The organism is Leptolyngbya sp. NIES-2104, from assembly GCF_001485215.1.
Classification (GTDB): domain Bacteria; phylum Cyanobacteriota; class Cyanobacteriia; order Leptolyngbyales; family Leptolyngbyaceae; genus Leptolyngbya.
The window spans coordinates 199,613-214,603 of sequence record NZ_BBWW01000003.1; the positions used below are offsets into that span (position 1 = coordinate 199,613).

The 14,991-nt window shown below is 46.9% G+C and carries 5 protein-coding genes; 4 read left to right on the plus strand and 1 reads right to left on the minus strand.

From position 1 onward, the window contains the following. Positions 1–98: 98 nt before the first annotated feature. The gene (locus tag NIES2104_RS29825) at positions 99–2,477 is read right to left on the minus strand and encodes an alkaline phosphatase (protein ID WP_082690191.1); all 2,379 of its coding nucleotides are present in this window, start codon (positions 2,475–2,477) and stop codon (positions 99–101) included. Between the two features lie 495 nt (positions 2,478–2,972). Between NIES2104_RS29825 and NIES2104_RS29830 the strand changes: the two genes are divergently transcribed. The 4 genes from NIES2104_RS29830 (at position 2,973) to NIES2104_RS29845 (ending at position 14,521) form a co-directional block, all read left to right on the plus strand. Continuing rightward, positions 2,973–4,226 (plus strand): Na/Pi cotransporter family protein, encoded by a 1,254-nt coding sequence (locus NIES2104_RS29830; RefSeq protein WP_082690192.1) that lies wholly within the window; start codon positions 2,973–2,975, stop codon positions 4,224–4,226. An 88-nt stretch (positions 4,227–4,314) separates the two neighbouring features. Continuing rightward, the gene (locus NIES2104_RS29835; protein ID WP_059002618.1) at positions 4,315–6,351 is read left to right on the plus strand and encodes a DNA/RNA non-specific endonuclease; all 2,037 of its coding nucleotides are present in this window, start codon (positions 4,315–4,317) and stop codon (positions 6,349–6,351) included. A 425-nt stretch (positions 6,352–6,776) separates the two neighbouring features. Beyond that, positions 6,777–10,796, plus strand: a complete 4,020-nt coding sequence (locus NIES2104_RS29840) for a phytase (protein WP_072218279.1) — start codon at positions 6,777–6,779, stop codon at positions 10,794–10,796. A gap of 77 nt (positions 10,797–10,873) precedes the next feature. Next, positions 10,874–14,521, plus strand: a complete 3,648-nt coding sequence (locus NIES2104_RS29845; RefSeq protein ID WP_082690193.1) for a glycerophosphodiester phosphodiesterase family protein — start codon at positions 10,874–10,876, stop codon at positions 14,519–14,521. Positions 14,522–14,991 lie beyond the last annotated feature (470 nt).

Genomic DNA, 14,991 nt, shown 5'->3' on the forward strand with positions numbered 1-14,991 from the left:
AAGTTTGACCTCTAAGGAAAACAGTTTATTAGCTCCCTTAGAGGTTAGCTTTGAGAACAATTGAAAAATCTTAGAGAGTGGGAAAGACGATCGCAGATTTAGGCAATCGGCAATTCATTCAACTGCACACCTTTGAGAGTTGCCAGCAAGTCGTCCCCTAGATTCACCAACGTATCTCCATTGTTCACACTGAAGCTCAGCCCAGGAGCCGGATTACTACCCGAAGCAGACAATCCAATGCCTCGATTAAACACTGAGTCTGGTGTGAAACCATAAATAGTGACCGAACCTGCTCCAGCATTCAGCACGAATCGATTGTTTCCGCCATTGACAAAAACGCGATCGTCGCCCGTTCCGCTATCGATCACGCTATTACCAGAACCGCTGATAATCGTATCGTTACCTAAACTTGACTGAATGATGTTCGCTCCATCTCCCGCATAAATCAGATCATCTCCCGTTCCTGTACTAATGTAATCATCACCCGCACCCGCAAACACTGTGTTGCGCCCAGCACCCGCAAAAACGCTGTTATTGCCTTCGCCAGCATAGATTGAATCATCGCCAAAGCTTGCATAAATCAGGTCATTGCCAGCGCCAGAATAAACTGTATTGTTTCCACGATTGGCATAGATGTAGTTCGTTCCCTCTTCAGCAAAGATAGTATCGTCTGTGACATCTGCGTAAATCAGATCATCGCCTTCTTCGCCAAAGATTGTGCCGCTGGCTAAAGGACGATCGGTTGATCCAGTGATTGCAGTCAGCATGGTTTTATAGAGTTGGCTTTGATCCACAACACCCGGCAATCCAGCAATCTCAAATCCATAGCTTTCATAGCCCTGCCCGATAAAGCTAGACAACGCCTCAGAACCCGCTCCTTCGTAATAAACCGGAACCGGACGATTTGAGTGATTGCCCCAGCCATATTTCACTTTTGGATCAGATCCCCAGAAATTACCAGCGATCGCGGGATCATCAATGTCAGTTAAAGCTTTGGCACTGATTGTTTGTAGTAAAGATGGATAGTTCGGATTCAGCGTGAAGTAATGATCGTGATCGGCAGTCACAATCAGCAAGTTCTCCTCCCATCCTCCATTAGCGTTAATCCACTCCACAACCGAGCCAACGGCTTTGTCAAAATCGATGACGGTTCCAATGAGATTATCGATGTTGTTATCATGAGCAGCCCAATCAATGTCACCACCCTCAATCATCAACCAGAAGCCGTCCTCGTCCTTGCCCAGAACGTCAAGCGCTGCTTTCGATAACTGTTGTAGCGTTGGATTCTCGTTGACTTCACGAGAAATAAATTCAAAGTCCGTTTCACCCGGCAATAACGGTCGTTTTGTATCAGGATTTAGCCCTTGTGTCGTAAAGACGCTGAACATATCCAACCCGGTTCTGCTGTAGTCCCCGTTAGCAGTGCTAACTGGTAGGTTGCCGTTTTGCCCTCTTGCACCATACAGTCCCAACAAGCGATCGCCTGCATTGGGATCAAGATTGGTGGCTGTATCGGCAAGAGTTCCAGCCGCATTTTCTCCCCGTTCTAGAAAGGTATAACCATAGCGGTTAGCGGTTGGATTATCTCTCAGATACTGATAAGTGTCATCAGTGATGAACTCAAACGTATTGGGCGGCTCTACTCCGTCCGGTAATGGATCGCGCGTGTTCGAGAGTGGGTGTCCACCACCTAACAAAACTGTGGGCTGATAGATTCGGAGTTCCTGTTGCAGGATGCTATCGATGTCAGGAAATTCACTATCGTATTTTGCCCGTCGATTAACTGTAGCAGCGGCGGCTCCTGGTGTCGCATGGTCAATCGGAACCGAGCTAACTAATCCAGTGGACTTGTTGTTTTGTGCAGCCGTTACAAGCAGAGTTTCGAGGGGTTGCTCGTAGATGTCAACCGCGATCGCATTGTTGTAGCTCTTGACTCCGGTGTATAGCGTTGTGGCGGTATTAGCAGAGTCGGGATAGCTGTACTTGATGTATTCACGCTCAAAACCCACAGGCAGTTCGCCACCATAATAAGCCGCGTCCCAGGGAACTGCACCGCCTCGCCTGGGATCATAACCGACTAAATTTCCTACTGCTCCCTGATTTATTCTTGCTCCACCTGTTGCGGTTGTTCCGGGATTGAAAGTTGGGTCAAACTCAAAGCCAGGACGAAGGGGGTTCGATGCTGTCGGAGAATTGATTGAGGGGAATAGGGTGGCTCCTAGCTCATTGTTGTTCAGCAGGGCGGAGTTTCCGGTGCTGAAGGTTCCTCTTTGATCTGCGATCGTCGTGCCATACGTTGTGGCTAGGGTTTTATTTTCAAGGTTTTGAAAATTTAGGCTGCTGCCATAACCAGAAGTATAGAAATCATCTAGCGTGTTGCCTCGATTGCCCTGCTGAATCTGCTGATAAATTGAAGCAGCACGAGCCATTTCCCAACCCATACCATCCCCAATCATAAGGATTACATTCTTTGCCATACCTAACCAATCCGGTGAATGAAATAAAGAAATAAAAAGCAAAGTCTTGAAGTGAATTGCTGAAATATTGATGTTTCAGAAGCAATTTAGCTGCAAGAATCTGTGCTGTTTTAATTCGTAAGCTGTCAAAGTTAAGAGGAAGGATGAGCTAGTTTAAGTAGTGATTATCTTTCAAGATGGAGCTTGTTAAGAGTATAAATCGAATACCGCTCAAAGTGAGAGCTGAAGAGCCATTAGGCGATTCAGTTGTATGAGTGTAAATTTCTAATAGAAAAGGTAAAGCTATGTTTAGAAGCCTTTCTTGTAGAATTCAATTAGATTAAGGCAGGCTAAATAGAAAATAAATTTAGGTTTCTGTCTAGAAAGGAATTATGAGATGTATCTTTTAGAAGAGATCAAGTATCGTCTTACTCAATATTCTATTCGTATTCGCTCGCTTAGTTTATGTTTACTCGTTTTCTGCTTGCATAATTATTGAAAGTGTGAGAAATAGTCATGTTTCTTCTGAAGCGATTGAATCGAAAACTGTTCAACTATTTGAGTATTGCTCTAGTAACGTTAACTCTACTGATTTTTCCGCCCTTATTCACCGACCACGTTCCATTTCTAAATCCATTACCTGTGCTCTCGTCGGCAGTTGCACAAGAGCAACCCAAGTCTGAATCAACAAATCTTGCACAGCCTGGACCTTTAACGCCCGAAGAGCAAGAGGCTGAGGTAGTTGATTTCTTCAAAATCGCAATGGGTGCAGTTGCAGGATTAGTGCTATTCATCTACGGAGTAACACGCCTAGCTGAAGGACTGGAGGACGTGGGTGAAGAACGCATGAAAAACTTATTGAGCAAATTTACCACCAATCGATTTGCTGGGGTTGCCACGGGAATTGTAGCGACAACGTTTTTAGAATCCTCGTCGGTCACAATCATTCTTGTGATCGCGATGGTGAGTGCAGGAATTCTGACCTTTGTTCAATCACTCGGCGTTGTACTGGGGTCGAACATTGGAACTGCTGTGGGCGCACAGATTATTTCACTCAACATTGAACTCTATGTGCCTATTTTGATGTTTGCGGGATTGTTGGTACTATTTCTGGGTCGAACGGCGCGGCAGAAGACGATCGGTATTATTTTGTTAGGATTTGGCTTGATGTTTTATGGTTTAGAAGCGATCGATGCCGCGATGGAGCCGTTTCGAGACTACCCGCCCTTTCTGAGCCTGATGAAGCAGTTAGGAACGACTCCAATACTGGGAGCATTGGTAGGTGCCATCTTCACCGTGATTGTGCAATCGTCCTCAGCAACCGTCGCGATCGTGGTAACGCTGGCGAGTTCGGGCTTGATTGCTTTACCTGCTGGCATTGCGTTAATGCTGGGGGCAGAAGTGGGAACCTGTGCAGATACACTGATTGCAACAATCGGACGCGGAAGCTATGCGCTACGGACAGGTGTGTTTCACTTGCTCTTCAATCTTGTCAGTGCTACAATTGGCATTCTGTTAGCTCCTCAATTGGCTCAACTCACCCTAGCGATTTCTGGTGCAGATGTTGGACGACAAATTGCCAATGCTCAAATGATGTTCAATATCTTTGGTGTAGTTGCCGTGATTGGCTTTTTGCCATTGATTGTTCGATTTCTAGAGCGCCTTGTACCCGCTACAGAAGTCGATCGCCAACGACTAGAACGCCAGTTGCAAAAACATCAATCTAACACCGAACAACAAACCTCAGCTTCTGTTACCCGTAAACAGTGAAACTACTGTCACAACGAAGTCAGGTTGTTTAGAGTTTGGAAATTTATGTTTGAGGCGAAACTCTACAAGCAATGGAGCTAATTTTTCAATGTCCCTCAAAACCGTAACCTACAACGATCAGTTTCTTGACAAACTCAAAGCCCTGCGTAGTCAGAAGCCAACCTCACCCGAAAACCCGCTGTTCGCTCAAGTTGAAAGCCGCGATCGCACCACTGATTCGATCGCGGCTTTCGCTCGACGAGTTGATAATATCGCCGCCAGTGGCTCTGGTGTCTCTTCTTTTGACTTAGAGCGTGTGTTAGGACGCAACGATCTTCTGCCCGTGAACTATCTACAAAAAGGGAGCCTTGCGGCTCGCGCCGTGTGCAGAATTTGGGTCGGAGATATCTTTGGGTCGAATGGCAGTTGGGGGACTGGTTTTCTAGTTTCTCCTCGGCTACTGATCACGAATCATCATGTGATTCACTCGATCGATGAAGCAACTCGTGCATCGGTGCAGTTTAGCTATGAGATGGATATCAATGGCAGAATTCGCGATGGTAAGACTTTTCAGCTTAGCCCTCAAGAAGCTTTCGTTACGGACGCTGAGCTAGATTTTACGCTAGTTGCTGTGGCGGAACAATCAGAAGATCAGCAAGTTGCACTGAGCGACTACGGCTTTTTAAGGCTCGATCCGACGTTGCACAAAGTAGAACCCGAAGAATTTGTCACCGTGATTCAGCATCCGAATGGACAACCCAAGCAGATTGCAATTCGAGAAAATAAAGTGCTGAAAATCGGTGATGCTCAAGATGCACTGCAAGATAATTTTCTCTGGTATGCCAGCGATACGGCTCCTGGTTCGTCTGGATCTCCGGTGCTGAATGATAACTGGCAGGTCGTTGCAGTCCATCATAAAAGTGTGGTCGAAAGCCGTACTCAAGATGGAGTTGAGGAAGTTCAACTAACAGGCGGTGAATGGGTCACAAGAGAAGCCGCAGAGAAACTGAGCGAAGATAAAATCAAATGGGTAGCGAATCAGGGAGTCCGCACCAGCAGAATTCTCGATCGCATCAGCAAAGACCAATCTGATTTGAATGGTTCTGCCTCCGGTTTAATTCAAGCCTTGCTGCAAGATGCTAGAGGAATTCGAGTTTTTCCAGGAACAACGCCACGCGAAAGCGTTGTCAGTTCAACCCCTGATCCCCTTCAGGAGAGTGGTCTGAGCTTAGAGAAGCGCAAACAGCAGCGTTCTCAAACTAATCGCTCTGATGGTAGCATTCGCCCACTCAGCTACTATCAAGGACGCAAAGGCTATGATCCTAATTTTCTAGGCGTGAATGTTCCTTTACCAGAATTAACTCCAATAGCATTGGCATTTGGTCCAGTTGCTACGATCGCAGGAACGCAAGACAATGTTCTGCACTATACACACTTCTCGATCGTCATGTGTGAAACTCGCCGTTTAGCATTTGTGACGGCGGTGAATATCGATGGCAAGCAGTGGGTCGGATTAGAACGCGGAAAAGATGAATGGTTCTTTGATCCGCGTCTTCCTGAAGATTTTCAACTTGGTAATCGCTTTTATGGCAATGAAGCAGGTGGAAATTTCTTCGATCGTGGACATTTGGTGCGTCGGCAAGACCCAATCTGGGGTGAAGAGCGTGAAGCGAGACTTGCAAACAGTGATACTTTTCACTTTACCAATTGCTCCCCTCAATACTTCGAGTTCAATCAATCGGCAGAATTGTGGCAGGGGTTAGAGAACTTTATTCTCACCAACACAGATCAAGAAGATCTGTTGGCAACGGTCTTTACGGGTCCAATCTTTCAGCAAAATGATGTGACTCACCGAGGAATTCAGGTTCCTCAATTTTTCTGGAAGATTGTTTTAGTCGTCGATCGAGCAAAAAAACTCTTTTCGAGTGCGTATGTGGTGAGTCAAGAGAAGTTTGTAGATCACATTCCATTCGAGCGGCTACCAGTTGGAGAATTTAATCACTTTCAAGTTCCTGTGGCTGAAATTGAAACGAGAACAGGCTTAAAGTTTGCGGATGCCGTTCGTCAAGCAGATGTCTACAAGGGGTCGCCAAAAGGTAAGGGACTCCGAGGATTCAGTGATATTGAGCATCCCCGCCGTGCTTAATCATCAATTTCGTTGAGAAAGATTGCAGCGTTCAGCAAACGAGGCTTTATTCTTCTCTTCATGATTAATACGATCGTACAGAGCTTTCATTAACTCATTCAATCAACATACAAATATTTAGTGTTGCTGTGATCCAGAAAACATGAGTTCCACAGAAAGTTGATGTTAGAGTGCTGTCGGTAAGTCTCAGTACATTCTAGGATAAGCGTCAAGCCATTGAGCGCAAGTTTTAGAAAGCAACCTTCTAGAGAATTTTTCACACCCTTTCTTCAAGAAGGGCTGAGGTTTGTTATGCCTTTTTGGGCTTTGTGCGATTCCGCTCTTTATCGATCGCGATTCACTCGTTTGACTAACTTAACTTGATCACAGTCCGTTTCTTCTAGACAGCAAGAAAGCCTCCGTTCTGTCATTCACCTGTAAAAGTTATGTCTGAAACTGTTCGTTTTTCCCAATTCAATGCGTCGCTCAATCGTGCCGCAGAGGGTCAAATCATTCATGATTTCTCTGACCCTGTGATTTCTGATAGTCGAGGCACATCTACGCCGCAAGCGGTGAGAATTCAGCAGGCAAAAACAGTCGCAGAGATTATTCAGCGCACAAACCCTGATGTACTGCTGATTAATGAATTTGATTTCTTTACCCCTGATCCAGAACGAGCAGTCGAACTTTTTCAGCAGAACTTTCTATCAGTTTCTCAAAGTGATGCAGCTCCGGTTAATTATCCCTACTTTTACATTGCGCCTTCTAATACAGGAATTCCGACCGGATTTGACTTGAACAATAATGGTGCTGCTGTAACCACGATCGTCGATGGGGTCGGTGCGTCAGGGTACGGGGATGATGCGTTTGGATTTGGAAATTTCCCTGGACAGTTCGGCATGGTGTTGCTGTCGAAGTACCCGATCGACGCGGAGAATGTCCGCACGTTCCAAACGTTTCTCTGGAAAGATATGCCAGGAAACTTGCTGACCAATGATCCGACCGTAGATAACCCGGATACGACCGTTAAAGAAAATCTTACTGAGTTCTACACACCAGAAGAACAGGCGATTCTACGTCTTTCTTCTAAGAGTCATTGGGATGTGCCGATTTTGATCGAGGGTCGAACCGTTCATGTTCTCGCAAGCCATCCGACTCCTCCGGTGTTTGATGGACCCGAAGACCGGAACGGCAAGCGGAACTATGATGAGATTCGCTTTTGGGCAGATTATGTGAGCGCGGGACAGAGTGACTATATCTATGATGATCAAGGCAGAACTGGAGGATTGCAGACAGGTTCTAGCTTTGTGATTATGGGTGACCAAAATGCCGAAGCTTACGATGGCGATGCGTTTCGAGTGGGCGATCGCAATGCAATTCTGCAACTGTTGCAAAATCCTAATATCAATACAAATTTTATTCCGACAAGTCCCGGTGCTGTGCAACAGGCAACACTCCAGGGGCAAAGTAACCTGACTCAGCGCGGGAATCCCGCCTTTGATACCGCAGACTTTGCTGATGGTTCTCCGGGAAATCTGCGGGCGGATTATGTGTTGCCTTCGGGTGATTTGTCGATCGTTAACTCAGGTGTATTTTGGACGCTAGACACTGCTCCGCTCTTTCCGCTAGTGGGAACGTTCAATCCTGCACTATGGAATGGGTTTCCCAGTTCTGATCATCGGCAGGTCTTTGTCGATGTGCAAATCGGTGCAATTTCAACCGGAAGCACTGGGATTGAAATTGAATTCGCAGGGCAAGACATTTTTCCCACTGGATTTACACCGTCTGGAGCCGCAGGCAGTATTAACGGCACTCCGGTAGCTGTGGGTGGACTTTCTGGAATCGTCTACGATGCGGAAAACAATCAATACTATGCGATTTCTGACGATCGCTCTTCAAACGCCCGCTTCTACACTGCCACGATCGATCTGAAAGATGGCAAACTCGATCGCGGCAATGTCAATTTTACAAATGTCACTCAACTAAAGGATGCGAACGGTAATCCCTTTGCAGCAAATTCGCTCGATCCAGAAGGCATTGCTTTTACTAAAAACGCGACGGTATTTATCTCTTCTGAAGGTGAGGTCAGCGCCAATCGAGTGCTGAATCCCTTTGTCAATGAGTTCAATCTCACAACCGGACAACAAATTCGCGCCCTGCCGATTCCCGCGAAGTTCCTACCTGTGATTCAAGACACGAATGGAAATGGGCAATTAGATGCTGGAGAAATTCAATTGTCTGGGGTGCGGAACAATCTGGCATTCGAGAGCTTGACGATTACGCCGGATCAGACCTTTCTGTTCACCGCGACCGAGAATGCTTTGGTGCAAGATGGTTCTGTTGCCTCGTTAACAACTGGAAGCCGCAATCGGATTGTGCAATACAATCTCATCAGCGGACAACCTGAAAAAGAATATCTTTACATCACTGATCCGGTTGCCTTGTCGCCCAATCCAGAGAACGGTTTCGCGACCAATGGTTTAGTCGATCTGTTAGCGATCGACGATCGAGGAACGTTTCTAGCTTTAGAGCGATCGTTTTCCACAGGTGCAGTTGGAACTCCTGGCAACACAGGCAATACGATCAAACTCTATGAAATTGGTCTCCAAGGTGCAACCGATATTAGTTTTTACGACTCGCTCAACACCCTCAGCCCAGCACTTCTAGAACAGATTCAACCTGTCCAGAAGCGATTGCTGCTCAACTTTGATGATTTAGAACTTGCGACCGGAACTGACAACATTGAAGGCATTAGTTTTGGTCCTCGGTTGCCGGATGGTCGTCGATCGCTCATTGTGACGAGCGACAATAATTTCAGTCCAACTCAGTTTACTCAAATCATTGCTTTGGATGCTGAGATTGTTCCGACAGTTTCGCCCACTGTGGAAACTCGCCCCGATCTGCTTGATGACGAAATCCAAGAGTCGGATGCGGATGATCCCGCTATCTATGTAAATGCGATCGATGCTGGAAAGAGTTTAGTTGTGACTGCGGTGAAAAATGGGGGATTGCGAGTGTATGACTTGGGTGGCGCTCTCGTGCAATCGATCAATCCGGGGAACATCCGCTACAACAATGTGGATCTGCAATACAACTTCGAGCTAGGTGGAGTGAAAACTGATATTGCGATCGCAACCGATCGGAACAACGACAAGTTAGCGATCTTCAAAATTAATCCGAATGCAACCAATGGTCAGTATCTAGAAGACATCACAGATAGCAGCATTGGAACATTGTTTCAGTCTGAACCGTTTGCGCCGCCTTACTCGCCAGATGAGCGTAGTGCTTACGGAATCGCTGTGTATCGCAGTCCGGTGAGCAATAATTCATTTGTGTTTGTCAATCGTCGCGAAACCGGAGATGTGGCACAGTACAAGCTTATCGATCGAGGAAATGGCACAATTGGAATCGATCGCGTTCGCAACTTTACGGTTCCTGCCCCCGCTGATGTTGATCCCCAACTCGAAGGCATGGTCGTAGACCAAGAAACGGGTTTTCTCTACATCGGTCAGGAGAATGTCGGTATCTGGAAGTATGAAGCCGAACCGAATGGAGCCAACACCGGAATTCTGATTGATACAGTTAAGGAACTCGGTGGGGCGAACCTAACCGATGATGTCGAAGGACTCACAATTTACTACGGCAAAAATGGAACAGGCTATCTGCTCTCTTCTAGCCAAGGGGACAATACTTTCGCAGTTTACACTCGTGATGGCTTTAATCAGTTCCTTGAACGGTTTGCTGTTGGGGCGAACGGCAGTATCGACAGTGTGCAGGAATCTGATGGAGCCGATGTGATCAATCTACCGCTTGGCGCTAACTTTCCTTTTGGCTTGTTTGTCACTCAGGATGGTTCTAACGATCCGGCTGTGCTAGTCGAAGATGATGGCGAACTAGAAAACATTAACTCTAACTTTAAGTTCGTACCTTGGGAGAATATTGCCAACAGTTTTCCGAATCCACTAGAGATTGATACAACGAGCTTTAATCCTCGCGCTCCGCAAGTCGAGTCACTAAACGGAATTGCAAGCGGTGATACAACTCAGCATTCAACCGTACTACTTGCCAGCAGCAATTTTAGAGGCACTGTTACTTTTGAATATTCCACTTCAGCAGACTTCAGCACGATCGCAGGCACAAAAACTGCCACGATCGCTGATCCCTATCTACCCGTCAAAGTTGATCTATCTGATTTGCATCCTGAAACTTCTTACTTTTACCGCGTCACTGATGTTGCAGGCGATCGAGCAATCGGACAGTTCAAGACAGCAAACTCTGTAGGAACTCGATCTGGTTTTACCGTTGAAGTGACGAGCGGACTCGCTTCGAGCGAGAAAACCAGCATTGCATCCTCTAGTGGACTGTTATCGAACAATGCTTTGATTCGTGCAGCAAACAGCAATGATCTCTTTGCTAGTGCCTCCGATGCACGACCAACGCTTACAAGTAGCCCGCTTACCATCTAAGTAGACTGCGATCGCTCACCACGAGTAATCAAGCTTCTCCTATCTATCACAAACATTCACTGCTCATCTACCAAACTATGGCAACCACAATTCTAAAAGGCTTTGCATCGATTCCTGCTGATACCTTTGCTCCGGGTCCTGATTCGGGTCAGGGTATTTCGGCAAACGGACGCACCGGACTCTTTCCTGGACAACCTGTGCAAGGATTTAGTGGCGTTCAATTTGCGACTCCGACAACGTTCTGGTTTATGCCCGACAACGGTTACGGGGCGAAGAACAACAGTGCTGATTTTCTGTTGCGCGTGTATCCAGTTGATCCGAACTTTCGAGGTGAAAACGGCGATGGCACAGTTAGCATTAACTTTGACAACCTGATTCAACTCGCTGATCCGCATCGTCGAATTCCCTTCGAGATTGTGAATGATGAAACCAGTGAGCGCCTGCTGACTGGAGCCGATTTCGATATCGAAGCGTTTGTGATAGCTAAAGATGGTTCACTCTGGTTTGGAGAAGAATTTGGTCCCTTTGTGTTTAACACCAATCCCACTGGCGAAGTTCTGAGCGCACCTGTGGCAACTCCAAACTACTTCAACATCCCCACGCTCAACGGAGAAGCACCGCTAGTCATCGGACATCGGGGAGCGAGTGGAGAACTGCCAGAACACACGATCGAAGCCTATCGATTAGCTATTCTGCGCGGTGCAGACTTCATTGAACCTGATCTCGTTTCGACCAAAGATGGGGTGTTGATTGCCCGTCATGAACCAACACTAGGCACAACAACTGATGTAGCGAACCGTCCCGAATTTGCCGATCGTCGGCGCAGCGGCACGATCGATGGTGTCCTCTACGAAAACGAATTTTTCGCTTCTGACTTCACGCTAGAAGAAATCAAGACTTTAAGAGCAATCATGCCTCAGAGCTACCGCACTCAGGTTTTTAACGAAGTGTTCGAGATTCCGACGCTCGAAGACGTGATTAACTTAGTGAAGCAGGTCGAAGCGGAAACGGGCAAGAAGATTGGAATTTACCCAGAAACCAAGCATCCAACCTATCATGATCAACTCGGTCTGTCGTTAGAAGAACCGTTGTTAGAAACCTTGGAGCGTACAGGCTTTACCAATCCAAGCCGCGTCTTTATTCAGTCGTTTGAAGTAAGCAATCTTAAAGAACTGAACACCAAAACGGACATTCCTTTGGTGCAATTGCTCGATGCTTTTGATGTAGATTACACAACAGGTTCTCTGTTGTATCAGGATGCGAATGCTCGTCCGTTCGATTTCACCATCACTGCGGACACTCGCACCTATGCTGATCTGCAAACTCCCGCAGGTTTAGCAGAAATTGCAACTTACGCCGATGGGATTGGTCCCTGGAAGCGGATGATCGTCTCTGTGAAAAATGTAGACAATAACAATGATGGTCAGCCCGATGATTTGAACAATGATGGCGTGATCAACGATGCCGATCGCATTACGCTTGAGCCGTCTAGCTTAATCGGGGATGCTCACCAGCAGGGTTTATTCGTCCATGCTTACACCTTCCGCAACGAAGATCGCTTCTTGGCATCTAACTATAACAACAATCCTGAACTCGAATATCGCCAGTTTATTCAACTAGGAGTTGATGGCTTTTTTACTGATTTTCCTGGCACTGGGGATCTTGTTCGCGATCAGATTACAGGCGAGTTTGTTCGTTCTCCGCAAAATCCAGAGGTTCTGAGCAAACCTGAATTTAACACGCTGAACGGTCAAACTCCGCTCGTCTTGGGACATCGGGGAGCCAGCGGCGATCGTCCAGAACATACCCTCACAGCTTATAAAAAAGCGATCGCTGACGGAGCCGATTTCATTGAGCCAGATCTGGTGGTCACGAAAGATGGGGTATTGATTGCCCGTCACGAACCGATGTTAGGTGTGGTGCAATTGAATGCAGATGGCACAATCCGACGTGATGCAAACGGCAATCCGGTGTTGAACACAACCGACACCAGCACCGATGTTTACCTGCGTCCCGAATTTGTCGATCGATTAACTGTGAAACGGCTCGATGGCAATCTCGTTGGCGGTTGGTTTGCTGAAGATTTTACCCTCGCAGAAGTGAAGCAATTGAATGCGATCGAACGTCTTCCCGCCCTTAGAAGCACTGCTTTCGACCAAGATGGCTTGAAAGTACCAACGCTGGCAGAAGTCATCGAGCTAGTCAAGCAAGTTGAAGCAGACACCGGACGCAAGATCGGCATCTATCCAGAAACGAAGCACCCAACCTTCTTTCTAGATCAAGGGTTTAATACAAGCCAACTGCTAATCGATACGCTCCAGTCAACTAGCTTCACTGATCCAAGTCGCATCTTTATTCAGTCGTTTGAGGTCGGTAATCTGAAGGCACTCAACGAGACTATCATGCCTGCTGCGGATGTGGACATTCCTTTGATTCAACTGTTTGGCAGTGCTGGGCGACCTTACGATTTTGTTGTTAGCGGTGACACTCGCACCTACACCGATTTATCGACTCCAACAGGTTTAGCCGAGATTGCGACTTATGCGGCTGGCATTGGTCCCAATAAGCAGCGGATTGTTCCTCTATCGACCGTCGATCGAGATAACAATGGTCAAGCGGATGACTTGAACGGCGATAGCATCATTAGTGATGGCGATCGCATCACAGGCACTCCGACAACTCTAATCGACGATGCTCATCAGGCTGGATTGTTTGTTCATGTCTACACGCTGCGAAACGAGCCTTTCTTTCTACCGACTAGCTACAACGGCGATCCGACTGCGGAATATCGTCAGTTCATTGATTTGGGAGTTGATGGCTTCTTCACCGACTTTTCTCGTACCGGACGTTCTGTGATTGTTAACGACTATCTAGCAGGGACTGGGTATGCAAATCCTAACGGCAACCTCAATACGCCTTACCTGAGCGATCCGAATCAGCCCTATTATGGTGACTTGATTGTGGCGAACCTCAACCGCTCTCAGGGCTTCGAGGGCATTGCAATCAATCCCGACAAGAGCCGCATCTATCCCTTACTCGAAGGAACAGTCGTCGGAGATCCAGCGGGTACATTGCGGATTCATGAATTTGACTCATCAGGTAGTGAGTTTCTCGGCTTGCTCGGCTACTACAAGCTAGACAATCCCAGCAATGCGATCGGGGATTTAGCAGTGGTTAATGAAAATGAGTACCTTGTGATTGAGCGGGATAATGGTCAGGCTGCTGGCGCACAGTTCAAGAAGGTCTTCAAGCTCGACTTCTCTAAACAAGATGCAAATGGCTTCGTTGACAAGGTGGAAGTTGCCAATCTATTGAACATCCAAGACCCGAACGATCTAAGCGGTGACGGAGATACTATCTACCGAATGCCCTTTCAGACGATCGAAGATCTGCTCGTGATCGATGAAAAGACAATCTTGGTTGCCAATGACAACAACTATCCTTTCTCGGTGGGTCGTCCTCCTGCGATCGATAACACTGAGATCGTTCTCCTAGAACTTGACCAGCCCCTAAATCTCGATTCGCGGGTCGGTGCAGCCGGATTTGATCGTGAGCCAGCGATCGCTGGCTCTGGTGGACTAACTTTTGGACGGTCACTGTTGCAAAACCGAGGTGCGACTGTCGATAGTCCTTTAGTTCGTGCAATAAGTAGCAGTGAATTACTTACGACGTTATCAAACGTTCAGACAGGCTCGATGACCAGCGCGAACTTGCTTATCGCATAAATCGCTTTTGAGACTGGTTCAACTCGATTCATGTTTAGCCGATCTCTACATCGGCGTAATTCTGGATCTTGGTCTATGTCAAACTCTATCTTTGACCTCGCTTGTAATTTTCAAAATCAAATTGCTGTGGTTCAAACTTGGCAGAGCTTTTAGCGATTCTCCATCAGTTCACCCTTCATCATCTAAGTTAGACGGAGACGGGCGAAAAAGCCTGGTCTCTCGTTAGGTGTGAAATAGTTTCGACACCACACCATTCGAGTGCGGATTGCTCAGTTCCTTTCAACATCTACCTTCTCAAACATTTCTAGTGAAGACGCAGACGAAACAGCGATCCAACTCTATCCCGAACTCTATCTGTCCGTTCTTAAGACTATTACTAACCCTACCTTTCTCTATCTTGTTTGAACAGGTAGACAATTACGGCTGCATTGATCGGATCGCGATCGCTCAGCGAATACCTCACAGATGCA

Excerpts from the sequence above, each read along its gene's own strand:
- NIES2104_RS29830 (WP_082690192.1), top strand. The coding sequence starts at position 2,973 with ATGTTTCTTCTGAAGCGATTGAATCGAAAACTGTTCAACTATTTGAGT.
- NIES2104_RS29825 (WP_082690191.1), bottom strand. The coding sequence starts at position 2,477 with ATGGCAAAGAATGTAATCCTTATGATTGGGGATGGTATGGGTTGGGAA.
- NIES2104_RS29835 (WP_059002618.1), top strand. The coding sequence starts at position 4,315 with ATGTCCCTCAAAACCGTAACCTACAACGATCAGTTTCTTGACAAACTC.
- NIES2104_RS29845 (WP_082690193.1), top strand. The coding sequence starts at position 10,874 with ATGGCAACCACAATTCTAAAAGGCTTTGCATCGATTCCTGCTGATACC.
- NIES2104_RS29840 (WP_072218279.1), top strand. The coding sequence starts at position 6,777 with ATGTCTGAAACTGTTCGTTTTTCCCAATTCAATGCGTCGCTCAATCGT.